At 62.4% G+C, this 21,091-nt stretch carries 24 protein-coding genes and 1 pseudogene; 14 read left to right on the top strand and 11 right to left on the bottom strand.

Annotated features, from left to right (window positions below; genetic code table 11):
- Positions 1-4 precede the first annotated feature (4 nt).
- Positions 5-277 (top strand): DUF3303 domain-containing protein, encoded by a 273-nt coding sequence (locus C7I87_RS08975; RefSeq protein ID WP_149903864.1) that lies wholly within the window; start codon positions 5-7, stop codon positions 275-277.
- 16 nt (positions 278-293) lie between these two features.
- On the opposite strand, the gene C7I87_RS08970 is transcribed toward C7I87_RS08975, so the two are convergent.
- Positions 294-1,211, bottom strand: a complete 918-nt coding sequence (locus C7I87_RS08970; RefSeq protein ID WP_149903863.1) for a LysR substrate-binding domain-containing protein — start codon at positions 1,209-1,211, stop codon at positions 294-296.
- 111 nt (positions 1,212-1,322) lie between these two features.
- On the opposite strand from C7I87_RS08970, the gene C7I87_RS08965 reads away from it, so the two are divergent.
- Positions 1,323-2,213, top strand: a complete 891-nt coding sequence (locus tag C7I87_RS08965; RefSeq protein WP_149903862.1) for a fatty acid desaturase family protein — start codon at positions 1,323-1,325, stop codon at positions 2,211-2,213.
- A gap of 16 nt (positions 2,214-2,229) precedes the next feature.
- Here the strand turns inward: C7I87_RS08965 and C7I87_RS08960 are convergent, their stop codons facing one another.
- From C7I87_RS08960 to C7I87_RS08950, 3 genes are all read right to left on the bottom strand, one after another.
- Positions 2,230-4,371 (bottom strand): putative bifunctional diguanylate cyclase/phosphodiesterase, encoded by a 2,142-nt coding sequence (locus C7I87_RS08960; protein ID WP_149903861.1) that lies wholly within the window; start codon positions 4,369-4,371, stop codon positions 2,230-2,232.
- A 65-nt stretch (positions 4,372-4,436) separates the two neighbouring features.
- Positions 4,437-5,072 (bottom strand): HD domain-containing protein, encoded by a 636-nt coding sequence (locus tag C7I87_RS08955; protein ID WP_149903860.1) that lies wholly within the window; start codon positions 5,070-5,072, stop codon positions 4,437-4,439.
- Positions 5,072-5,932, bottom strand: a complete 861-nt coding sequence (locus tag C7I87_RS08950) for a CAF17-like 4Fe-4S cluster assembly/insertion protein YgfZ (RefSeq protein ID WP_149903859.1) — start codon at positions 5,930-5,932, stop codon at positions 5,072-5,074. Before C7I87_RS08950 ends, C7I87_RS08955 begins: the two co-directional genes overlap by 1 nt.
- Positions 5,933-6,013: 81 nt before the next feature.
- Between C7I87_RS08950 and C7I87_RS08945 the strand changes: the two genes are divergently transcribed.
- The 3 genes from C7I87_RS08945 to C7I87_RS08935 all read left to right on the top strand — a co-directional run bounded on the left by C7I87_RS08945 (position 6,014) and on the right by C7I87_RS08935 (position 8,438).
- The gene (locus C7I87_RS08945) at positions 6,014-7,339 is read left to right on the top strand and encodes a dihydroorotase (RefSeq protein WP_149903858.1); all 1,326 of its coding nucleotides are present in this window, start codon (positions 6,014-6,016) and stop codon (positions 7,337-7,339) included.
- A gap of 63 nt (positions 7,340-7,402) precedes the next feature.
- The gene (locus C7I87_RS08940) at positions 7,403-7,630 is read left to right on the top strand and encodes a hypothetical protein (protein WP_149903857.1); all 228 of its coding nucleotides are present in this window, start codon (positions 7,403-7,405) and stop codon (positions 7,628-7,630) included.
- Between the two features lie 70 nt (positions 7,631-7,700).
- A complete protein-coding gene (locus C7I87_RS08935) occupies positions 7,701-8,438 on the top strand; it encodes a nucleotidyl transferase AbiEii/AbiGii toxin family protein (protein WP_149903856.1) in 738 nt (245 codons plus the stop codon).
- Positions 8,439-8,489: 51 nt separating this feature from the next.
- Here the strand turns inward: C7I87_RS08935 and C7I87_RS08930 are convergent, their stop codons facing one another.
- The 4 genes from C7I87_RS08930 to C7I87_RS08915 form a co-directional block, all read right to left on the bottom strand.
- The gene (locus tag C7I87_RS08930) at positions 8,490-9,278 is read right to left on the bottom strand and encodes a hypothetical protein (RefSeq protein ID WP_188393784.1); all 789 of its coding nucleotides are present in this window, start codon (positions 9,276-9,278) and stop codon (positions 8,490-8,492) included.
- A gap of 70 nt (positions 9,279-9,348) precedes the next feature.
- Positions 9,349-9,606 (bottom strand): hypothetical protein, encoded by a 258-nt coding sequence (locus C7I87_RS08925; RefSeq protein ID WP_015318556.1) that lies wholly within the window; start codon positions 9,604-9,606, stop codon positions 9,349-9,351.
- Between the two features lie 352 nt (positions 9,607-9,958).
- On the bottom strand, positions 9,959-10,336 hold the full coding sequence (locus C7I87_RS08920; RefSeq protein WP_149903855.1) for a TIGR02301 family protein: 378 nt from the start codon (positions 10,334-10,336) through the stop codon (positions 9,959-9,961).
- Between the two features lie 157 nt (positions 10,337-10,493).
- Positions 10,494-10,916, bottom strand: a complete 423-nt coding sequence (locus C7I87_RS08915) for an NUDIX hydrolase (RefSeq protein ID WP_149903854.1) — start codon at positions 10,914-10,916, stop codon at positions 10,494-10,496.
- A 127-nt stretch (positions 10,917-11,043) separates the two neighbouring features.
- Between C7I87_RS08915 and C7I87_RS08910 the strand changes: the two genes are divergently transcribed.
- Positions 11,044-11,805, top strand: a complete 762-nt coding sequence (locus C7I87_RS08910; RefSeq protein ID WP_149903853.1) for an SOS response-associated peptidase — start codon at positions 11,044-11,046, stop codon at positions 11,803-11,805.
- 77 nt (positions 11,806-11,882) lie between these two features.
- On the opposite strand, the gene C7I87_RS08905 is transcribed toward C7I87_RS08910, so the two are convergent.
- On the bottom strand, positions 11,883-12,038 hold the full coding sequence (locus C7I87_RS08905; RefSeq protein WP_015318552.1) for a hypothetical protein: 156 nt from the start codon (positions 12,036-12,038) through the stop codon (positions 11,883-11,885).
- 417 nt (positions 12,039-12,455) lie between these two features.
- On the opposite strand from C7I87_RS08905, the gene cysS reads away from it, so the two are divergent.
- The 8 genes and pseudogenes from cysS to rarD all read left to right on the top strand — a co-directional run bounded on the left by cysS (position 12,456) and on the right by rarD (position 19,052).
- The gene (gene cysS, locus C7I87_RS08900) at positions 12,456-13,907 is read left to right on the top strand and encodes a cysteine--tRNA ligase (RefSeq protein ID WP_149903852.1); all 1,452 of its coding nucleotides are present in this window, start codon (positions 12,456-12,458) and stop codon (positions 13,905-13,907) included.
- A gap of 83 nt (positions 13,908-13,990) precedes the next feature.
- Positions 13,991-14,122: pseudogene (locus C7I87_RS08895) on the top strand (endonuclease domain-containing protein); the annotation flags it as partial.
- Positions 14,119-14,505 carry a VOC family protein gene (locus C7I87_RS08890; RefSeq protein WP_149903851.1) on the top strand — a complete coding sequence of 129 codons (387 nt, stop codon included), beginning with the start codon at positions 14,119-14,121 and terminating at the stop codon, positions 14,503-14,505. The pseudogene C7I87_RS08895 and the gene C7I87_RS08890, both read left to right, overlap by 4 nt.
- 6 nt (positions 14,506-14,511) lie before the next feature.
- Positions 14,512-15,003: a GFA family protein gene (locus tag C7I87_RS08885; protein WP_149903850.1), complete on the top strand. Its 492-nt coding sequence runs from the start codon at positions 14,512-14,514 to the stop codon at positions 15,001-15,003.
- The gene (locus C7I87_RS08880) at positions 15,000-15,476 is read left to right on the top strand and encodes a GFA family protein (RefSeq protein WP_149903849.1); all 477 of its coding nucleotides are present in this window, start codon (positions 15,000-15,002) and stop codon (positions 15,474-15,476) included. Before C7I87_RS08885 ends, C7I87_RS08880 begins: the two co-directional genes overlap by 4 nt.
- Positions 15,473-16,423, top strand: a complete 951-nt coding sequence (gene pip / locus C7I87_RS08875; protein ID WP_149903848.1) for a prolyl aminopeptidase — start codon at positions 15,473-15,475, stop codon at positions 16,421-16,423. The genes C7I87_RS08880 and pip overlap by 4 nt, the downstream gene beginning before the upstream one ends.
- The gene (cimA, locus tag C7I87_RS08870; RefSeq protein WP_188393783.1) at positions 16,420-18,042 is read left to right on the top strand and encodes a citramalate synthase; all 1,623 of its coding nucleotides are present in this window, start codon (positions 16,420-16,422) and stop codon (positions 18,040-18,042) included. Before pip ends, cimA begins: the two co-directional genes overlap by 4 nt.
- 83 nt (positions 18,043-18,125) lie before the next feature.
- A complete protein-coding gene (gene rarD / locus C7I87_RS08865; RefSeq protein ID WP_149903846.1) occupies positions 18,126-19,052 on the top strand; it encodes an EamA family transporter RarD in 927 nt (308 codons plus the stop codon).
- Here the strand turns inward: rarD and C7I87_RS08860 are convergent.
- Positions 19,030-20,028 carry a transporter gene (locus tag C7I87_RS08860; RefSeq protein WP_149903845.1) on the bottom strand — a complete coding sequence of 333 codons (999 nt, stop codon included), beginning with the start codon at positions 20,026-20,028 and terminating at the stop codon, positions 19,030-19,032. The two genes, rarD and C7I87_RS08860, sit on opposite strands and share 23 nt — an antisense overlap.
- 108 nt (positions 20,029-20,136) lie before the next feature.
- The gene (locus tag C7I87_RS08855) at positions 20,137-20,919 is read right to left on the bottom strand and encodes a glucose 1-dehydrogenase (RefSeq protein WP_246696232.1); all 783 of its coding nucleotides are present in this window, start codon (positions 20,917-20,919) and stop codon (positions 20,137-20,139) included.
- Between the last annotated feature and the right edge of the window lie 172 nt (positions 20,920-21,091).

Here is a 21,091-nt window from a genome sequence, read left to right as displayed (position 1 = left end):
AAACATGCAGTTCATCGTCATCGAGGATTTCACCGGCTGCGACCGCAAGGAAATCTATCGCCGGTTCCGCGACCGTGGCCGCCTGAAGCCGGAGGAGCTCGTCGTGCATCATAGCTGGATCGCGGCCGATATGAGCCGCTGCTTCCTGCTGGTGGAGACCGACGATGTGACGCTGCTGCAGCGATGGGTTATCGAATGGGCTGATCTGGTCGAGTTCGAGATCGTGCCCGTCGCGGCCAACAAGGACATGGTGGCGGCCCTGAGCGGGCACCTCTGATCATCGCCCCTCCCGGTCAGCGCAGAGCCGACGAGCCCACTGCGCGCCGGCATTCGGCGATAAGCCAATCGCGAAATGCGGTCACGACATCGCGCCTGGCGCTGCGCTCGGGAATGGTCAGGCAATAGGGCTGGCGGAGCGCGATCGCCCCAGCGGCGGGACGGACCAGCCGGCCGTCCTCCACCGCCTCGGCACAGTAAATCCCTTGCGCCAGTGCCACGCCCAACCCCGAAATGGCGAGGTCGAGGGCCGCGCGCGACGAATTGGCCGACAGGCCGCGCCGTACCGCCCGGCCAGGTTGGGCACCCGCCGCCTCGAACCAGTTGCGCCAGGATGGAAACGATGCGCCGGTCGGTCCCCAATCTGTGTGAATGAGCGGCAGCCCGGCGAGCGGCTCGCCGCCCGCCTTGATCATGCCGGCAAGCTCAGGCGCGCAGACGGGGTAGACCGCATCCCTGACAATGTCCTCGGTCGGATGTTCGCGATAATGCGGGCCGTAGGAGAGCCTGATATCGATCAGTTCACGGTCGAACGGCACCGGGTCGTCATCGCCCCGGAGCGATATGTCTGCGGCGCCATGGCTTGCAACGAAGCCGGCCAGACGCTGCGAAAGCCAGCCCATGGCCATGGATGGCGGCACCGACACCACCAGGCGCGGGCGGAATGCATCGCCGCTCAGCTCGCGCGAGACGCTGCCGATCTCTTGGAAGGCCACGGTCAGCCGCGGCAGCATTTCCACGCCGGCCTCGGTGAGGACAACGCGCCGATTGACCCGCTGAAACAGCTTGCGGCCCACCTGCTCCTCCAAGGTGCGGATAAGCTGGCTGACGGCGGCGGCCGAGACCGAAAGCTCTTCCGCCGCTGCGGCAAAGCTGCCCGTACGTGCGGCGGCTTCGAAAGCCTGAAGCCCTTTCAGGGATGGGGATGTGACCATGGTCGCCAGATAGATAAGCTTAGCTTATCCAAATCGCAGGAATCGTCGTTTTTGGAAAGCTTTTTCGCGGACTAGAGTGGTCTTCGTCATCTCCAGGCTGGATCGAAGCTGATGGATCATCGCGACATCATCGCGTCACTGACGCCGGAAGAGCGTAATCGCCTGACGGCCAAATCCGATGTCGCGGGCCTGCTCCAACTCGGCGCTCACTTGGGTGCGATCGTCATCATTGGATCGCTGATCGCGGTCAAGGTACCGTTCTGGCCATTGCTGATGCTGCCGCAAGGCATCCTGATCGTGTTCCTGTTCACGCTGCTGCACGAGACGGTTCACCGCACGGCTTTCGAAACACAGTGGTTGAACGACGGCGTGGCACGGCTGTGCAGCCTGGCGATCGCGCTGCCGGCGGATTGGTTCCGCTACTTCCATTTCGCTCACCACCGATACACGCAGGATCCGGAAAACGATCCCGAGCTCGCCTCCCCGAAACCCGAGACCTTGCGGCAATACATTGTCCACGTCTCGGGCCTGCCGGTGTGGTGGGGGCATTTCAAGACACTGTACACCAATGCAGTTGGGGGTAGTCAGGAGAGCTATGTGCCGCCGAAAGGCCGACCCAAGGTGCGGGCCGAGGCGCGCGCCATGATTGCTTTCTACGTTGTGGTCATTCTGCTCGCCGTCTATTTCCGGCTCACCGTGCTGCTCTATGTCTGGATCATTCCCGCACTGCTCGGGCAGCCGTTCCTTCGCCTCTATCTGCTGGCCGAGCACGGCCGCTGTCCGTTCGTCGCCAACATGCTGGAAAACACCAGGACGACGTTGACCAACTGGGCGGTACGCAAGCTGGCCTGGAACATGCCGTTCCATGCCGAGCATCATGCCTATCCCGGCGTACCGTTTCATCAACTGCCGCGGTTTCACGCGCTGATCGAACAGCATCTGAAGGTGGTCGAGCCCGGCTATGTCAGCTTCCACGAGAAATACCTGGAAACATTGAGCTGAGCTTGCCCCGATGCCGTCAGCCGGATTGGCTGTGCAGCGCACGTGATTTCAACAGACGCTGGATGTCAGCTGCCTTCGATGGCACGCCGATCAGATAGCCTTGGGCCTCGACGCAGCCATTGTCGCGCAGCATGTCGAGTTGCCTTTCGGTTTCGACGCCCTCGGCGGTGACGACGATGCCAAGCTCGGTGCCGAGACCGATGATGGAGCGAACGATCGCCGCCGTGTCGCGGTTGCCCATGTCACGAATGAATGACCGGTCGATCTTGATCTTGTCGACCGGAAAACGCCTGAGGTAGCCGAGCGAGGAATAGCCGGTGCCGAAATCGTCCAGCGCGATGCGGATACCGAGCTCACGCAACTGGCGCAGCGTCTTCAGCACGGCTTTGCTCTCATCCATCAGCACGGTTTCGGTGATTTCCAGTTCCAGCTGTCCGGCCGGCACGCCGGAAAAAGCCAGCGCCGAGATCACGCCGCGGGCAAACCCGCTGCTTTTGAGCTGCACCACCGAGACATTGACCGCAATGCGTAAACCCGCCGGCCAGCTTGCCGCCGTCGCGCAGGCTTTCCTCAGCGCCCACTCGCCGAGCGGCACGATCAGTCCTGTCTCTTCGGCGACCGGAATGAAGTCGTCCGGCACCACCTTGCCGCGCGCTGGTGAATGCCAGCGCATCAAGGCCTCCGCGCCGATGATCTCGCCCGAGGCGATGTTCATGATGGGCTGGAAATCGAGATCGAACTCCTGGCGCGGCAGCGCCGCCTCCAGGTCGACTTCAAGCGCCCGGCGGGCCTGCACGACGGCGTCCATTCCAGGTTCGAAGAAGCGATAGAGGTTTCGCCCTTCGCTCTTCGCCCGGTAGAGGGCGGTATCGGCGTTCTTCAGCAGCGTGTCGGCGTCACGGCCATCGGCGGGGAAAACGGCGATGCCCAGGCTGATGCCGACATGCATGTCTCGACTCTTGTCGCGAAATGGTTTTGCGATTGCCTCGACGATGCGCTTTGCCAGTTTCTCAGCATCGGCAATGCCCACGGAGTTGGATTGGATGACGACGAACTCATCGCCGCCGAAACGGGCAATCATGTCTGCGTCATGGCGCAGGCAACGCTGCAGTCTTTCGGCCACGCTCTTCAACAGCCAGTCGCCGGCGGGGTGCCCCCAAGTGTCGTTGACAGCCTTGAAACGGTCGAGGTCGAGCGAGAAGATCGCGAGCGGCGTAGCGGCCACATCCTCCAGCGCAAGGTCGAGCCGCTCGCGAAACATCGATCGGTTGGGCAATCCGGTCAACGTGTCGTGATGCGCAAGATGGGTCATGCGCTCTTCGGCCAGACGGCGCTCCGTGACATCGTCGAACGTCGCCACCCACCCGCCGCCACTCATCGGCTGGCGCACGACCAGAATCGTCCTGCCGTCGGCAAGATGGCGATACGTCGAGTGCATTTTTCCCGCCCGCCGGCAGGCTTCGGTCTTGGCGACTTCACTGTCGACGTCGATCTTCGTGTAGATGCCGAGTTCCAGCAGCCGCTCGAGCGCGTCGCGATGCGTCGTTCCAAGCGGGAAGTCGGCCGCCGTGACGTTGTACAATTCCAGAAAGCGCCCGTTGCGCACGATCATCTTGCCGTCGGCGTCGTACATCAGCAGGCCTTGCGACATGTTGGCGAGCGCTGCGTCGAAGCGGCGATGCTGCTCCTTGAGATCCTGCTCGGCGCGCCGCTGTTCAGTGATGTCCTCGTAGATCGAGACCCAGCCGCCCGAAGCCAGCGGCCGGTGCGAGATAAGGATGATACGGCCGTCCGACAGGATTTCTTCGTAAGTCGAAGGTTTCGCCTGGTCGATATAGGGCTTGCGGATGGCGTAGAGCTCGTCGGCGCTTTGCGAGGCGACGCCGAGGTCGACGCTATGCCGCAGAATGTCGATGAAGCGGATGCCTGGCCGCATCACCTTAGCGTCGAGGTGGAAGATGTCGATGTAGTTGCGGTTGCAGATGATCATGCGTTCATCGGCGTCGAACATGCACAGGCCATGCGACATGTTTTCGACAGCGGCTGAAAAGCGTTCGTTCTGCTCGCGCAGCTCATCTTGCATGCGGCGCGAGCGCGCCACGCCTCCGGCCACCCGCTCCGGGACGACCGAACCATCCTTGACATCCACGACGGGCATGAGGCGCCCCTGCGGTGCTAAATCGAACACCACACTGTTGACGCATCCGGTTAATTTAGCGTTTTCTACCCTAGCGCGGATGTCGCAACGTGGTGTCTTGACGTCTCGATTGCCGAAAACCGCTTCAGGAAGGCATTCTGTGCCCAGGTCACCGAGCATGGCGTGAAGTCGAAACGCTCGGCGGAAAAACCGCGCGGGCGGCCGAAGAACTCGGTCGCCTCGGCGGTCGAAAATCCGGCGAGCAGCGTTGCCTCGAAATAGGCGGCGATCTGGTCGGCGCGTTTGATCTCCTTGCGCAGTACGGGACCCGGCTCGGGAGGCAGCGAGAAACGCAGATGGATGGCGCGTTGCAGGCGCAATTCGCAATCCTTGTAGCTGCCGCCCATCACCGACTTGAATGGCGAGATCATGTCGCCGATGACATATTCGGGCGCATCATGCAGCAGTGCCGCCAACTGGTCGTCGGCCGAAGCCTGCGGCACCAGCTCGTTGAACAGCGCCTCGACCAGCAGTGAATGCTGGGCGACCGAAAAGGCGTGCTCGCCGCTGGTCTGGCCGTTCCAGCGGGCGACGCGGGCGAGCCCATGGGCGATGTCCGAAATCTCGATGTCGAGTGGCGAGGGGTCGAGCAGGTCGAGCCGGCGGCCGGACAGCATGCGCTGCCAGGCTCGTGGTGGCGCACCGGCGCGGTCCGCCGCCATCAGGCCTCCTCCGCGCTGACGGCTGCCTGCGGGAAACGGAATTTGGCCCAGGCGGGGATGGTGAGCGTCACTGGCGCATCGGCCGCCAGGATCGGTTGGCCGATGTCCAACGCCGCCTTGACCCTGTCGATGCGGGCAATGGCGAGCCCTGATGTGCCGGCACTTGAGCCGAGCGTGCCGACCGACCGCCCCTCGACAGTCAATTCGGTGCCGACGGGGGGTAGGGGAAGCCCGGCCTCGACAATCATTACGCGCCGCCGGGCCGTGCCCCGATGCTGCATGCGCGAGACCACTTCCTGGCCGACATAGCAGCCCTTCTTGAAGCCGACACCGCCCATCTCGTCGAGCAGCACGTCATGCGGGAACGCATCACCGAGTGCATAGTCGGTACCGCTCTCGGCAATGCCATGGGCGATGCGGAAGGCCTGCCACACAGCAATGTCGCCGGCGTCCGCGGTGCCGGCATAGAAGCGCGTGACGCTTTCGTCGCCAAAGCGCCTGTCGGCAACCGCGCTTGAATCACTTTCTGAGGCGATTGACTCTTTTCCCCACGCGACAGTGACAAGCGTTTGTTCCGACTTGGCAATCTCGACCTTGGCGCGAAGCTTGTAGAGCAGCAGCCGGCGAATGAAATCGTCTGAAGCGTCGGCACGGCATTCGATCCGGAAGGCATTTTCACCCGCCCGCGAGATCAGGAAGTCGAAAAGGATCTTGCCTTGCGGCGTCAACAGCGCGCCCGGCTTTGCCTCACCATCGCCAAGCGCATCGAGATCGGTGGTCAGGATGTTTTGCAGAAAGTGTTCGGCATCCGGGCCGGAGACGGAGATAAGCGCGCGGTCTTTCAACTGGGCAAAGGGCATGGGGCGGATAAAAGCCTGATCTTGCAAAACGGTTGGCCATTACGTAAGCCGCTGACACTCCCCCCGCAAGAGAGCATCACCATGACCTACGACCTCATCCTGACAGGCGGCACAGTGGTCAATCATGACGGCGAGGGGCTGCGCGACGTCGGCGTGAAGGGCGGGCGCATCGCCGCGATCGGCGATCTGCGCCAGGTCTCGGCTGGCGAGACGATCGACTGCCGGGGCCTGCATATCCTGCCGGGCGTCGTCGACAGCCAGGTGCATTTCCGCGAGCCGGGACTGGAGCACAAGGAAGACCTGGAGACGGGTTCGCGGGCTGCTGTGCTCGGCGGTGTCACCGCCGTCTTCGAGATGCCCAACACCAACCCGCTGACCACCAGCGAGGCAACGCTTGCCGACAAGGTCCGGCGCGGCAGCGGTCGCATGCATTGCGATTTTGCTTTCTGGGTTGGCGGCACCCGCGACAATGCCGGGGATGTCGGGGACCTCGAACGTCTGCCGGGGGCAGCGGGAATAAAGGTCTTCATGGGATCGTCCACCGGTGACCTGCTGGTCGAGGACGATGAAAGCGTCGCCTCTATCCTGCGAAACACGCGCCGCCGCGCCGCTTTTCATTCGGAGGACGAGTTCCGTCTGCGCGAGCGCCTGGGCGAGCGCATCGAGGGCGATCCCTCATCGCATTCCGTCTGGCGTGACGAGATCGCCGCCTTGCGCTGTACCGAACGACTGGTCCGCATCGCGCGCGACGTTCGCGCTCGCATCCACGTCCTGCACATCTCGACCGCCGAGGAAATCCTGTTCCTCGAACAGCACAAGGATGTCGCGACCTGTGAGGCCACGCCGCACCATCTGACGCTGAGCGCCGACGACTATGCGCGGCTTGGAACGCTGATCCAGATGAACCCGCCGGTGCGGGACAAGCGCCATCGCGACGGCGTCTGGCACGGCATTGCGCAGGGCATTGTCGACGTGCTCGGCTCCGACCACGCGCCGCACACCTTGGCCGAGAAAGCAAAGTTCTATCCGGCTTCGCCCTCGGGCATGACCGGCGTGCAGACGCTGGTGCCGATCATGCTCGACCATGTCAACGCCGGCCGGCTGACCCTGCAGCGCTTCGTTGATCTCTCCAGCCATGGCCCGCAGCGCATCTTCGGCATGGCCAGAAAAGGCCGCATCGCCGCCGGCTACGATGCCGACTTCACCATTGTCGACATGAAGCGGCGTGAGACCATTACCAACGCGCAGGCCGGCTCAAAAGCCGGCTGGACACCTTATGACGGCAAGCAGGTGACAGGGTGGCCGATCGGCACCGTCCTTCGCGGCACGCGCATCATGTGGGAAGGCGAAATCGCCGCGCCCGGCCAGGGCAGGGCGGTGGAGTTCTCCGAGGCATTGCCTAGTTAGGCAACCAGTGGCTGTGCGTCACGTCTTTGATTTTTAAGCGTTCCGCACTATGTTCAAGGCACTATGCAAGCACATATCGCGCCTATGATTGACCCCACCGAGTTTCCAGAGCTGCAAGCGCTCTTGTGGAATCGCGATGTCGTGCGACTGATCCCGGCCAGCGAAGCATTTGCGTTGTACGAGCGCAATTGGCGCTTTGTCGATCAGACACGGCTTACGACGCGCGAGAAATTGCTTATCCAGAATCTCGCCAGCGAATTCGGTCACGGTATCCTTCTGACTTCCGGCTGAATTGTCCTCCTGTGCCGGTTTTCGCCTCGCATTTGCAACCTTAAAACCGGACATTTCGCGAGCGGAAGCCATGAAGGAATTCAGAAAGCCGGAACACAGGATTCTCGCTGAAGCCCTCGCGCTTATGGACCGTGATTTCCTGACCGCAGCCCAATGCTGGTTCGGTGGTGGGACGGCGATTGTGTTGAAATTGGGCGAGTATAGGCGGTCGCTGGACGTCGATTTTCTGTGCGCGGACGTCGACGGCTATCGCCAATTGCGAATGTCAGCAGTCGAACGCGGGGTAAGGGCATTCTTTCCTGAACCAGTCGAAGCTATACGGGATTTTCGCATCGATCAGTATGGCCTGAGGACCGTGGTAAAGTTGAGGGGGCAATTGATCAAGTTTGAAATCGTTCGTGAAGCCCGCATCCCATTGCAAGGTCGTTTCGACGACGATCTAAATATACCTTCTTTGACCCCCTCGGACATGTTCGCCGAGAAGTTATTAGCGAATGCCGATCGATGCCAAGACCGTGCTGTCGGCTATCGCGATGCTATTGATCTCGGGATGTTGATCAGCGCCTACCGGGAGATCCCGAGCGACGCTGTAGCCAAGGCCCAGGCTGCATATGGACAGGATATCCGGCGCAAGGTTGTCTGGGTGGTTAACAAGCTTCGGGATGCGGAAGAGTTCAATTACGCAGCCGAGATTCTGCAGATGGAGGCTGACGTGGCTTGCGGTGCCATTTCGGCTCTTCGAAATGAGAGCATTCGCATTTGGCCTGATGCTGACATCAGCGAAGAATCTGCCAGCCCGCTCACATAGCAACATCGTCTACGATGCTCGCATCCTGGCGCAACCAGGCAGGCGATGGCTTCAATCTCCGGCGACGAAGAACATCCATTGCCCGGCGGACGTGATGCCGACGCGATAGAAGATGTAGGCGCCGAACTGCTTCATGTCGTCGAAATCGCCGGCGGTGACGATCTTGAACAGCTCGACCCGCTGCTTGGCGTCGAGCTTGTCGAGCGGCAGCGCGAAGAAATACGGCCAGACATAGAGTTCCTGTGGCTTGCCCGCATCGACATGGACGTAGCCGGCGCTAAGCACCTCCTCCAGAATGGCCAGGATCTCCTGGCCGTCAGGGTCGCCGGACAGCCCTTTGAGGAAGGCGATGGCGTCGCCATCGATGTCGGCCAGAGACAGCTGGGTCATGCTGTCGCCCTTGCCGATCAGGGGCCTGAGCTTCTCGATGTCGCCGCTCTTGCAGGCTTCGATGATCAGGTCATGCATGCGCCGCACCGGCTCGGGCAGTTTGCCGAGGTCGTAGACGACTTCCGGCAGGGGCGCCTCGGGATCGACACGCGGTCTGTTGCTGCCGCCATCCGATGGAGTGTCAGGCTCCGCGGCGTCGGGAGCGGCCGGCTGGCTGCTCGAAGGCGGCGTTCCCACCGGATCGGGCATGGGAACTGTGCTTCCGGGCATCGAACCATCGCCATCCGTCGATGGTGTGACTGGCGCGGGGAGCTCTTCGCGTTTGATCTCGCTCAGCGCATAGGCAGGGCTGCTGGCCAGGCACGTCACCAAGGCAATCGCGGCACAGCAAGCAGCGAGGCGGATGCAGAGGACAAGACCCTTCGGCCTGCCTGACATCGGAAAATTCACTGCCCGTATCTCCCTACTTCCGGGCATGAAGCCCGAACGGCATTCAACCGTCAGAGAACCGAACGTCGGTTCAGTGCCGCAGCCGCTCGGGTTCGAAGGCGCCAGCAATCACCTTTTCACGCATACGGTCCAGCAGGGCAAGGGCCGACGTCTCGCCATTGGCGCGCAGCATTTCGCCGAATGCCGTTTCGAGTGCCGCCTCGGCAATGATCTCGGGCTCGATGCCGGCCGAAAGGCCTTCCGCCCAGGCTTCGCTGTGGCTCTCGACCGCCGTCAGGCGCTTCTCTTCCCTGACCAGCGCGTCGATGTCGTTGGCAGCATGTTCCATAAGCGATGTCCACCCTTTCAAGCGGCAACCCATCAGTGTGGATCAGGCTTGATCTGTTCCATTCATAGGCAGCTCCAAGTAAGTATCTGTAAATACGACATTTTCTTGATCGTCTTTTACAGGGGCCAACTGCGTTTGGCGAAGCTGCGTTTCAACCCGGATCAAACTTAGCCGATTAGGCCGGCCTGCGGGGCGAAAACCTTCAGTTTGAGTTAATTCCGCATTCGCGTGGTAACGTTTGATTAACGCTGTTGCAGAAGTGCAACATCAGGATTGCACCAAGATATAGGCAGACACAAGCCGGATATATGGATGATCCCTGGCGACGCGCCCAATATCTGTTGATGGATGCTCAGTTGCCGTAACGCGAGGCGATGTCGCGCGACAGCGTCTCACCTTCCTTCATGTAACGGCTGATGGCTTCAGTGGCCGAAGCGGTGCACTGGGTGTAGGTGCCGCCGAAGGAACGATAGCCGCGGTTGAAGCTGGCAATGAAGCGGGCGCGGCGTTCTGGGTCCGGATTCTCCGAATCGAGCAGCTTTTCCATCTCGCCCCGCCACTGGTCGCCCTTCTCCCCGCACAGATTGCGCAGGAAATGCAGCGACCCCAAAACCTCTGCCAGCCGCATCAGCCCCGGCTCGAACGGCGATTCGGCACTGAACGCAGGCCGTGCCGGTACGGCCGCGCTTACGGCAAGACAAATGGCGAGGAGTATTGACGCACGGTTCATAGGACTTCTCTGCCTAACGGCTTCAGCTGTCATGGTCTACCGAACGGCTTAAGGCGTTGTGGTCTGCCGAACGGCCTGAGATGTCGTGGCTGGCGAGACAACATAAGCCTTGTGGCGAAACAATTTGTCGCCTGCAAGCCGATTTTTCAGGGCCGCGTCAGCGTGTTTGAACGTGACCGAGGAGTTCCTCGGCGACCGCGAACACCGAGCCGATAAGCGGCAACAGGGCCATCTCCTTGAGGGTGTAGAAGGCGGCTGTCTCGGCGTCGTCGCTGGCCATGGCCTCGCCGCCCGCATAGGCGGCACCGAAGACCGTGAGCTGATAATCGACCGGGTGGTTGTCGTCCCTGCCGTCGATGTGGATGTTCCGAAGCGGGCGCAACCCGGTGGCGCGCAAGCCGGTCTCTTCCAGCAGCTCACGCCGTGCCGCTTCCTCCAGCGTCTCGCCGGCTTCGACCTTGCCGCCGGGAAAGGCGTAGAGCCCTTGCGAGGGCGAACGCGCGCGCTTGACCAGGAGCACGGTGTCGCCACGCACGACGGCTACCGAGACCGCCGGAAGTATCTTACGTGCTGTGTTCATCGATCCCTGATCAACTCATTGAGACAGGTCTTTTGTGGGCCGACAGCATGGGCAAGCTTTAGCGGTTGCACAACGCCGGTTCGATCGCCACTTTCAACACCGAACTATTCGAAAGGCACAATCGATCATGTGCGGACGCTTTGCCCTGACCGCCACACCGGACCAGACCGCTGCCTTTCTGGGCCTGGCCGAGCTGGAGGAATTTCCGGCGCGTTACAATATCGCGCCGACGCAGCCTGTGTTGATGGCGATTGCCGGCGCGCCCCGCGCGCCCGGCTCCAATCTGCCGGACCGGCAGCCGATGTTGGTGCGCTGGGGACTTCTTCCCGCCTGGGTCAAGGACATCAGGGAGTTTCCGCTGCTGTTCAACGCGCGCTCCGAAGGCGCAATCGAGAAGGCCTCGTTCAAGGCCGCCATGCGCCACCGCCGCGCGCTGGTGCCGGCATCCGGTTTTTACGAGTGGCGACAGACCGGAGGCAAGAAGGGGCAACCCTTTTGGATCCGGCCGCGGCATGGCGGGCTGGTCGCCTTTGCCGGCCTGATCGAAACCTATGCCGAGCCGGGCGGTTCGGAGATGGACACCGGCGCCATCCTGACTGTCAACGCCAACGCCGATATCGCCCATATCCATGACCGGATGCCGGTGGTGATCGACATCTCCGACTTTGCCCGCTGGCTGGATTGCCGCACGCTAGAACCGCGCGATGTCGCTGATCTGCTGCTACCGGCGCAGCCTGATTTCTTCGAGGCGATTCCTGTTTCCGACCTCGTCAACAAGGTCGCCAACACCGGACCGGAGATTCAAGAGAGGGGCGAGATCGGGCAGGAACCCGAGAAAGCCAGGCGCCGGAAGCCCGGCGCTGACGACAGTCAGATGACGCTGTTCTAGCGAAGCCCGTCGAGGTCTTTATGTTCAGGGCGCCCGTTCGCTCTCAATGCCGGCGATTGCGTCGGCTGAGCGCCGCTTCAGGCGGCACGAGGTGATACGATCTTCTGTGCCGGTTTCTTCTTCTTGGCGGTGTGAAGAAGGGCGGCGACGATGGCGGCCGGGCCGATCGCACGATAGTGGTTGGCCAGCGCCGGTTGCTTGGCGCGGTTGGCTTCCTGCTTGCTTCGAGGCATGTTTCTCTTCCCAGATAACGTTTTCGTGTATGCGATTTGGTCGCTGAATCAGACCAAATCGTGACGCTTGGTGATCTAGCCGGCCAATGTTTCATGACTGTGCCGACATGTTTAATAAAATGTTTCATCGGCTGATTCCGCGTGATCGGGCGATGGTTTTGCCGGCCCTCGCGATGTTTTTCCCGGGATCCGCGACTTGACGGCAACACCGGTCAAGGCGATAAAGCCGCGCATGAAAACGTCTTTCGCCATTTGTGGCATTTGCATTATTGGCTAGCCTCGCGCTGGTCCGGACGTTTTCGCCTCATCTTCCCCAGATTGGACAAACGCCCCGGCCAGCAGGCTGGAGCCTGATTTGCGCCTCGGCGCTGGCCTCGCTCCATCCAGACAAGAAGTTTTGAACCGGGAAGGCATGGAATGTCAGACGCATCGCAGGGCCTGCGCCTCTACAACACGCTGACGCGCACGAAAGAGGACTTCGTGCCGATCGATCCGCGAAATGTGCGCATGTATGTCTGCGGCCCGACCGTCTACGACTTCGCCCATATCGGCAACGCCAGGCCGGTGATCGTCTTCGACGTGCTGTTCCGTCTGCTGCGCCATCTCTATGGCGAGACGCACGTCACCTATGTGCGCAACATCACCGACGTCGACGACAAGATCAACGCGCGCGCATTGCGTGATTTCGGCAACGAAATATCAGCTGGAACCCTGTCGCTCAACGAAGCGATCCGGCGGGTTACCGAAAAGACGGCCGACCAGTTCCACAGGGATGTCGCCACGCTTGGCTGCCTGGAGCCGACCGTCGAGCCGCGCGCGACGGAATTCGTCGAGCCGCGCGCTGACGGCAAGGCTGACATGATCACCTTGATTCAAAGCCTGATCGGACGCGGCCATGCCTATGTCGCGGCAGGCGAAGTCCTGTTCGACACGGCGTCGATGCCGGACTATGGGCAATTGTCGAAGCGCAATCTCGACGAGCAGCAGGCCGGTGCCCGCATCGCCGTCGACGCGCACAAGAAAAACCCCGGCGATTTCGTGCTGTGGAAACTGTCATCGCCGGAGGAGCCTGGCTGGCACAGTCCATGGGGCAGGGGCCGGCCTGGCTGGCATATCGAATGCTCGGCCATGTCGGCTGCGTATCTCGGCGAGGTCTTCGACATCCATGGCGGCGGCCTCGATCTGATCTTTCCGCACCATGAGAACGAAATCGCCCAGTCGCGCTGCGCCCACGGCACGTCAGTCATGGCCAATGTGTGGATGCACAATGGCTTCCTGCAGGTCGAGGGCCAGAAGATGTCGAAGAGCCTCGGCAATTTCTACTCGATCCACGAATTGCTGGAGACCGACACTTTTGGTGGTCGCAAATGGCCCGGCGACGTGCTGCGGCTGGCGATGCTGATGACGCATTACCGCGAACCGATCGACTTTTCCGTGCGCAAGCTGGAGGAGGCGGAAAACACGCTGCGCAAATGGAAACGCGCGGCGGATCTGGCGCCGGCCGCGGGAGGTCAGTTGCCGGCGGAGGTCGTGGAGGCGCTGTCGGATGATCTTGCGACCTACGCGGCCTTCCAGCAACTCACTCAGCTTGCCGGCGAGGCGACCGACTTCGGCGGCAGCGGCGACAACACCGCCGCGGTGGCATTGAAAACCGCGCTCACCTTCCTTGGCTTCGATGTTGGCGCGACCAAGGTGGATGAAATCGTGGTCGCCAAAGCGATTGCCGAGCGCCTGACGCTTATTGCGGCGAAAAACTGGGCGGAGGCCGATCGCGTGCGCGATGAACTCCTGGCCAAGGGAGTGCAGTTGAAGGACGGCAAGGACCCGGTCACCGGCGAGCGCATGACGACGTGGGAAATCAAGCGGTGAGGGTGGCTTCTCTAATGGTCGGAGTGGGGCGCCGTAGAACGCTGATTTCGACAGGTCCTCAAAGTGTCGGCAGCCATCCGCGGCTGTTGCGCTTCTGGAATGACGACGTCATCCGCGATATCGACAATGTCTGCCAGCACGTCGTCATCTCGGCCGGCGTGGCCAATGCCGAAATGCCGGCCGGCGAACCAGCAACGGAGGAGCTCGTTCCGTGATCGATCATCTCGGCATCACCGTTTCCGACTTCGAAGCCTCCAAGGCCTTCTACGACAAGGCGATGGCGCCGCTGGGTGCCTCGCTGCTTTACATGGTGCCGCTGGAATACACTGGTGGCGCCAAGGTCGGCGGTTATGGTCGCGACCGACCGGTGTTCTGGCTGAGCTCAGGCAAGGACAAGCCCCGAGATCACCAGCACGTCGCCTTCACCGCGCGCAGCCGCGCCGAGGTGGATGCCTTCCATGCCGCCGCACTTGCAGCCGGCGGCAAGAACAATGGCGGGCCGGGCCTGCGCCCGCACTATCACCCGAATTACTACGGCGCCTTCGTCTTCGATCCTGACGGCAACAATGTCGAGGCGGTCTGCCATGATCCGGAGTGAAAACCGATGAGCCTCGACAACCGGCCGGTCTACACAGGTGGCTGCCAGTGTGGCGCGGTGCGCTTCCGCGTCGAAGGCGCGCTTGGCGACGCCTCGGTCTGCCACTGTCGCATGTGTCAGAAGGCGAGCGGCAATTTCTACCTGCCGCTGGTCTCGGTGCGCGGCGCCAAGGTCGACTGGACGCGCGGCGAGCCCAGGCGGTTCCGTTCCTCCAATGCCGCTTGGCGTGGCTTCTGTGGCGAATGCGGCACGCCGCTGACCTTCGAGGCGCCCGACGGCATGGCGCTGGCGATAGCCGCGTTCGACGATCCGGCTGGTATCGCGCCGACCATCCAATGGGGCACGGAAGCGAAACTGCCCTATGTGGATTTCATCTCTCAATTGCCGGGCGAGGACACGATGGCGGATATAGGCTCGGCCCCTTATCTCGCCGAACTCGTCTCCTATCAGCATCCCGATCACGACACCGACCAATGGCCTCCGGAGGAAAGACCATGACCGAGACTGTTCGAACCGGCGGCTGCCAATGCGGCGCCGTGCGCTTCCGCATCAAGGGGGCGCTGGGACGCCCGTCCATCTGCCATTGCCGGATGTGCCAAAAACAGTTCGGTTCCTTCTTCGGCGCGCTGGTGACGGTGCCCAAGGATGGTGTCGAATGGACCCATGAGGAGCCGAGCTATTTCCAGTCATCGGTCAATATCGATCGCGGCTTCTGCGCGCGTTGCGGCACACCGCTGACCTATCGACAGCCCGGCGGGCTCGAGATCGCCATCGGCGCCTTCGACGACCGCTCCGACCTGGCGCCGCGGATCCAGGTCAACTATGCGGCGCGGCTGCCTTGGGTGGAGACGATCTTCGACCAGCCTGTCCACGACGATCCCGACTATTACGCGCGGCAGGAGCAGATCATCTCCTTCCAGCATCCCGATCACGAAATGGCCAATTGGCCGCAACAGGGCTTGAAACTATGAGCTTGCGCACCCTCTACCCTGAAATCGAACCGTTCGACTCGGGGATGCTCGATGTCGGCGACGGCCATAGGGTCTATTGGGAGAGGTCAGGCACCAAAGGTGCCAAGCCGGCGGTGTTCCTGCATGGCGGCCCGGGCGGCACCATCTCGCCAAAACACCGGCGGCTATTCGACCCCAAGCTCTACGATGTCATCCTGTTCGATCAGCGCGGCTGCGGAAAGTCGACGCCGAACGCCTCGCTGGAGGCCAACACGACCTGGCATCTCGTCGCCGACATCGAACGGCTGCGCGAAATGGCCGGCTTCGATAAATGGCTGGTGTTCGGCGGCTCGTGGGGCTCGACACTGGCGCTCGCCTATGCCGAGGCACACCCTGATCGCGTCAGCGAACTGGTGGTGCGCGGCATCTACACGCTGACCCGCGCCGAGCTCGAATGGTACTATCAGTTCGGCGTCTCAGAAATGTTCCCCGACAAGTGGGAACGTTTCCTGGCGCCGATCCCGGAAGCCGAGCGCGGCGACATGATGGCCGCCTACCGCAAACGGCTGGTCGGGTCCGACCGCGAGGCGCAGATCGAGGCGGCCCGCGCCTGGAGCCTGTGGGAAGGCGAGACGATCACGCTGCTGCCGGAGCCTGAAACCAGCGGTCCGTTTGGCCAGGACGACTACGCCGTCGCCTTCGCCCGCATCGAAAACCACTATTTCGTCCATGCCGGCTGGCTGAAGGAGGGGCAGTTGCTGCGTGACGCCCACAAACTCAAGGACATCCCCGGCACCATCGTCCACGGTCGCTACGACATGCCGTGCCCGGCGCGCTACGCCTGGGCGCTGCACAAGGCCTGGCCGAAGGCGGATTTTCATCTGATCGAAGGCGCCGGTCATGCCTATTCGGAGCCGGGTATCCTCGATCAACTGATCCGCGCGACGGACAGGTTTGCGGGAAAATGACGATGGGCCGCGAGCGTCTCTATCTCTTCGACACCACACTCCGCGATGGCCAGCAGACGCCGGGCATCGACTTTTCGGTCGAGGACAAGATCGCGATTGCCAAATTGCTCGACGAGTTCGGCTTCGACTATGTCGAGGGTGGTTATCCCGGTGCCAACCCGACCGATACCGCCTTCTTCCAGCAGAAGCGCACGGCACACGCCAAATTCGTTGCTTTCGGCATGACCAAGCGGGCGGGCGTCTCGGCATCCAACGATCCGGGGCTGGCGGCACTCGTCCAGTCGAAGTCGGACGCAATCTGCTTCGTCGCCAAGAGCTGGGACTACCATGTTCGCGTGGCGCTCGGTTGCACCAACGAGGAGAATCTCGAGGCCATAAAGGCCTCCGTCGAGGCATCGGTCGCTTCGGACAAGGAAGCAATGGTCGATTGCGAGCATTTCTTCGACGGCTTCAAGGCCAACCCGGACTATGCGCTGGCCTGCGCAAAGACGGCTTATGATGCCGGCGCGCGCTGGGTGGTGCTTTGCGACACGAATGGCGGCACGCAGCCATCGGAAGTGCGGGCAATCGTTGAAAAGGTCATCGCCGCGGGCATTCCAGGCAAGCATCTCGGCATCCACGCCCACGACGACACGGGCCAGGCTGTAGCCAATTCCCTTGCCGCCGTCGAGGCCGGCGTGCGCCAGATCCAGGGCACGCTGAACGGCATCGGCGAACGTTGCGGCAATGCCAATTTGATCTCGATCGTGCCGACACTGGCGCTGAAGCCGGCTTTCGCCGACCGCTTCGAGACTGGAATTTCAGCCGAAGCGCTGACCGGCATCTCCAGGCTGTCCCGCGCCTTCGACGAATTGTTGAACCGCGCCCCGGAAGCGCAGGCGCCCTATGTCGGCTCGTCCGCCTTTGCCACGAAGGCCGGCATTCATGCTTCGGCGCTCGCCAAGGAGCCGGCGACCTATGAGCACGTGCCGCCGGAATCGGTCGGCAACCGCCGCCGCGTCATGGTCTCCGACCAGGGCGGCAAGGCCAATTTCCTCGCCGAGTTGAAGCGGCGCGGCATCGATGTGCCAAAGGACGATCACCGGCTCGACGCCCTGATATCAGTGGTCAAGGAGCGCGAGGCCTCGGGCTATGCCTATGAGGGTGCCGACGCCTCATTCGAGCTCCTGGCGCGCAAGATGCTGCACGGCCTGCCCGATTTCTTCCACGTCACCTCGTTCCGCTGCATGATCGAGCGCCGCTTCGATGCCAACGGCCAGTTGAAGACAGTGTCGGAAGCGGTGGTCAAGGTGCTGGTCGAAGGCGAGGAGAAGATGTCGGTGGCCGAGGGCCATGGCCCCGTCAACGCGCTCGACATCGCGCTGCGCAAGGATCTCGGCAGATACCAGAACGAGATCGCCGATCTCGAACTTGCCGACTTCAAGGTGCGTATCCTCAATGGCGGCACGGAGGCCATCACGCGCGTGCTCATCGAATCGCATGACGGTACCGGCGCGCGCTGGTGGACGGTCGGCGTCTCCGAAAACATTATTGACGCCTCGTTTCAGGCGCTGATGGATTCAATCATCTACAAGCTGATGAAGAACCGCGAGATGGCGGGGCTTGTTGCGGCTGAGTAAGTTTGAACCATCAGCGAAAGTCCATTGATCCATCAGAACTTTGCGATGGTTTTGCCAAGGTGACTGGGCCATAGCGTTGGGCCATGGTCACTGAAGCAATTACTCCCGATGCAGATTCAAAAGCCCGCCGCGGCTTCCTGCTGGCGATGGGTGCCTATCTCTTGTGGGGGTTGCTGCCCTTCTACATGAAGGCGGTGGCGCATCTGCCTCTTGCCGAGGTGATTGCACATCGCATCGTCTGGTCGGTGCCGATTGCCGCGGCGGTCCTGATCTGGGCCGGCCGCACGGCGGACTTCAAGGCGGCAATCCGTTCGCCCCGCACCATCGCCATGGCGGCGCTGACGGCCGCGCTGATTTCGGTCAACTGGGGCATCTATGTCTGGGCGATCGCCGTCGACCGCACCGTCGAGACTGCGCTGGGCTATTATATCAACCCGCTGGTCAGTGTGGTGGTCGGCGCGCTGCTGCTCGGTGAGCGCCTTAACCGCCTGCAGGTCGCGGCGGTGGCGCTTGCGGCAGTCGCCGTCGCCGTGCTGACAATCGAGGGCGGCAAGCTGCCCTGGGTGTCGCTGGCGTTGGCGTTTTCCTTCGCCGCCTACGGCTTCTTCCGCAAGACACTGCCGATCGGTCCCAGCCAGGGTTTCCTGCTCGAAGTGCTTTTGCTGTCGGTGCCGGCGCTAGGCTACATCATCTTCCTGATCGCCACCGGACAGGACCATTTCGTCTCCAGCAATGGCACCGACACCGCGCTGCTCATCGGCTGCGGGCCGGTGACCGCGGTGCCGCTGCTGCTGTTCGCCTTCGGCGCCAAGCTGCTGCGCCTCTCGACCATCGGCATCATGCAATACATTGCGCCGACCATGGTGTTCCTGATTGCCGTGCTGATCTTCGACGAGCCGTTCGGCACCACGCAGGCCATCGCCTTTGCCCTGATCTGGGCGGCTCTTGCGATCTATTCCTGGTCCATGCTGTCGACGGCGCGCCGGGCTACATCTGTCCGAGCCGCCTGACGAAAAGATAGGTCGCTGCCGCGATCAGCAGCGATACGGCGGTGACCACCCAGAAGCCCGACGGGGTGTTGACCAGCGGCAAACCACCGACATTCATGCCGAACAGGCCCGAGATGATGGTCATAGGCAGCAGCACAGCGGTCATCACCGACAGCACATAGAGCAGGCGGTTCGACTGCGTCGTCAGCTTGGCCATCAGCTCGTCCTGCAGCAGCCGCGCGCGCGCCTGCAACTGTTCACCGTCATAGTGCAGCGTCTGGGCGCGGTGCGAAAGCCGCGCTGCCATATCGTTGATCGAATCCGGCAGGTCGTTGCGGTGCGAATGATCGAGATGGCGAAACAGATTGGTCAGCGTCGCCATCTGCCGGTGGATGACCACCAGGTGACGGCGTGCATCGACCAGCGCCTGCCGCTCATTGTGCCATGCGTCGCAGACGATGCGGTCCTCGATACCGTCGAGACTGTCGCCGAGGGTCGCGAGTTCGGCGGCCATTCCGTCGAACGACTGGCCGACGACAGCCTCGATCAGGTCGGCCGGAGAGCGGAACTTGCGCGACCCGTTCTCGATCGCCTTGCGGATGTTGTCGACCGATTGCAGTGGCTGCTTGCGGGCGCCGACCAGCATCGTGTCGTTGAGGGCGAAACGGAAATGACCAAGCCCGCCGGCTTCCGCAGAATAGTCATGGCGCAGGTCCGGCAGATCGCCATAGAGCCAGTCATCCTCGAGGTCGATGTGGCAGCCATGGCTGGCGGTCAGGAAGGCTTCGCGCACCGGCGCTGGCAAGGCCTGATCGGCGCCGATCTCGTGGCGGGCGCGCATGTCGGAAAGCTGGTAGCTGCGCCACGTCCAGTGCGCGGCGGCGGCATCCCTGGTGCGCGCGCCCTCGGTGGTAAAGTGATAGACGAAGAACAGCCCGTGCTCATCGGGCAGGTAAGGCGACAGGTCGGTGCCTTCAGAGGGGAGGGCGATGTTCATGGCGGCTTTGCCGGTCTCTGATGCGGTCGAGGTCGCGGGGGCGGCCAGGTGCGATTTCTAGCATGGCATCCCCGATTTTGTGTGACTGTTTCGTGACGGCCTGCCTTGCTACAGAACGCTGGTGATGCCGCCATCCACCAGCAGTGTCTGTCCACTCACGAAACTGGCGGCGTCGGACGCCAGGAACACGGCGGCACCCGCGAGTTCCCTGACCTCGCCCCACCGCCGCATCGGCGTGCGGCCGGTCAGCCAGGCGGAGAATTTCTCGTCGGCGACCAGCGCCGCGTTGAGCTCGGTCTTGAAATAGCCCGGCGCGATGGCGTTGACACGCACGCCATGCTGACCCCATTCGCCGGCCATCGACTTGGTCAGCATGGTGATTGCGCCCTTGCTCGCCGCGTAAGGCGCGATCGAGGGGCGCGCGAGCACGCTCTGCACCGAGGAGACATTGATGATCGACCCCCTTTGGCGCGCAATCATGCCTTTCACGACGGCCCGGCTCACCTTGAAAACGCCGTCAAGGTTGGTGGCCATCAGCGCGTCCCAGTCGGCGTCGCTGAAGGTTTCCAGCGGCGCCCGTCGCTGGATGCCGGCATTGTTGACCAGGATGTCGATCGGCGCGGTCCCCGTTTCCGCCGCTGCGATCGCCTTGTCGACCGACTGCGTGTCGGTCACGTCGATCACCGCTTCCGCGATCGAATAACCCGCGGCGCGCAGCCTGTCTGCAGCCGCTTTCAAATCGTCGGCCTTGCGGCCGCCGATCGTGACGCGCGCGCCGGCGCTCGCAAGCGCCTCCGCGAAGGCCAAGCCCAGGCCGCGGCTGGCGCCGGTGATGAAGGCATGCTTGCCTTCGAGGCCGAACAGGCGGCCAAGATAGTCAGTCGAATGCAATTTGCCCCTCATGATTGCGATTTATCGCCCGCCAGCGCGAAGGCACGTCTGGCCTCGGCAAGCGGCGGCACCAGCGTGCCGCGTGGCTTGACGACATGCAAGGCGCTTTGTCCGCCTTGGCGCCTGGCTGACGGCCTTGGTTGTCGCGGCCGTCAACCTCAGCGTGCCGCTG

Origin of the sequence: Mesorhizobium sp. SARCC-RB16n, assembly GCF_008520305.1 — a bacterium.
In the GTDB taxonomy this organism is placed as follows: Bacteria; Pseudomonadota; Alphaproteobacteria; order Rhizobiales; family Rhizobiaceae; genus Mesorhizobium.
Note: the sequence above shows the minus strand (reverse complement) of the source record. Positions and strands in the feature narration are given on the sequence as shown.

What these genes read in the sequence shown, in the direction of transcription:
- C7I87_RS08860 (WP_149903845.1), bottom strand. Translation starts at nt 20,028, where the DNA reads ATGAACATCGCCCTCCCCTCTGAAGGCACCGACCTGTCGCCTTACCTG.
- pip (WP_149903848.1), top strand. Translation starts at nt 15,473, where the DNA reads ATGAGCTTGCGCACCCTCTACCCTGAAATCGAACCGTTCGACTCGGGG.
- C7I87_RS08970 (WP_149903863.1), bottom strand. Translation starts at nt 1,211, where the DNA reads ATGGTCACATCCCCATCCCTGAAAGGGCTTCAGGCTTTCGAAGCCGCC.
- C7I87_RS08910 (WP_149903853.1), top strand. Translation starts at nt 11,044, where the DNA reads ATGTGCGGACGCTTTGCCCTGACCGCCACACCGGACCAGACCGCTGCC.
- C7I87_RS08935 (WP_149903856.1), top strand. Translation starts at nt 7,701, where the DNA reads ATGAAGGAATTCAGAAAGCCGGAACACAGGATTCTCGCTGAAGCCCTC.
- C7I87_RS08885 (WP_149903850.1), top strand. Translation starts at nt 14,512, where the DNA reads ATGAGCCTCGACAACCGGCCGGTCTACACAGGTGGCTGCCAGTGTGGC.
- C7I87_RS08915 (WP_149903854.1), bottom strand. Translation starts at nt 10,916, where the DNA reads ATGAACACAGCACGTAAGATACTTCCGGCGGTCTCGGTAGCCGTCGTG.
- cysS (WP_149903852.1), top strand. Translation starts at nt 12,456, where the DNA reads ATGTCAGACGCATCGCAGGGCCTGCGCCTCTACAACACGCTGACGCGC.
- C7I87_RS08960 (WP_149903861.1), bottom strand. Translation starts at nt 4,371, where the DNA reads ATGCCCGTCGTGGATGTCAAGGATGGTTCGGTCGTCCCGGAGCGGGTG.
- rarD (WP_149903846.1), top strand. Translation starts at nt 18,126, where the DNA reads ATGGTCACTGAAGCAATTACTCCCGATGCAGATTCAAAAGCCCGCCGC.
- C7I87_RS08925 (WP_015318556.1), bottom strand. Translation starts at nt 9,606, where the DNA reads ATGGAACATGCTGCCAACGACATCGACGCGCTGGTCAGGGAAGAGAAG.
- C7I87_RS08920 (WP_149903855.1), bottom strand. Translation starts at nt 10,336, where the DNA reads ATGAACCGTGCGTCAATACTCCTCGCCATTTGTCTTGCCGTAAGCGCG.
- C7I87_RS08880 (WP_149903849.1), top strand. Translation starts at nt 15,000, where the DNA reads ATGACCGAGACTGTTCGAACCGGCGGCTGCCAATGCGGCGCCGTGCGC.
- C7I87_RS08905 (WP_015318552.1), bottom strand. Translation starts at nt 12,038, where the DNA reads ATGCCTCGAAGCAAGCAGGAAGCCAACCGCGCCAAGCAACCGGCGCTG.
- C7I87_RS08940 (WP_149903857.1), top strand. Translation starts at nt 7,403, where the DNA reads ATGCAAGCACATATCGCGCCTATGATTGACCCCACCGAGTTTCCAGAG.
- C7I87_RS08955 (WP_149903860.1), bottom strand. Translation starts at nt 5,072, where the DNA reads ATGGCGGCGGACCGCGCCGGTGCGCCACCACGAGCCTGGCAGCGCATG.
- C7I87_RS08950 (WP_149903859.1), bottom strand. Translation starts at nt 5,932, where the DNA reads ATGCCCTTTGCCCAGTTGAAAGACCGCGCGCTTATCTCCGTCTCCGGC.
- C7I87_RS08975 (WP_149903864.1), top strand. Translation starts at nt 5, where the DNA reads ATGCAGTTCATCGTCATCGAGGATTTCACCGGCTGCGACCGCAAGGAA.
- C7I87_RS08945 (WP_149903858.1), top strand. Translation starts at nt 6,014, where the DNA reads ATGACCTACGACCTCATCCTGACAGGCGGCACAGTGGTCAATCATGAC.
- C7I87_RS08965 (WP_149903862.1), top strand. Translation starts at nt 1,323, where the DNA reads ATGGATCATCGCGACATCATCGCGTCACTGACGCCGGAAGAGCGTAAT.
- cimA (WP_188393783.1), top strand. Translation starts at nt 16,420, where the DNA reads ATGACGATGGGCCGCGAGCGTCTCTATCTCTTCGACACCACACTCCGC.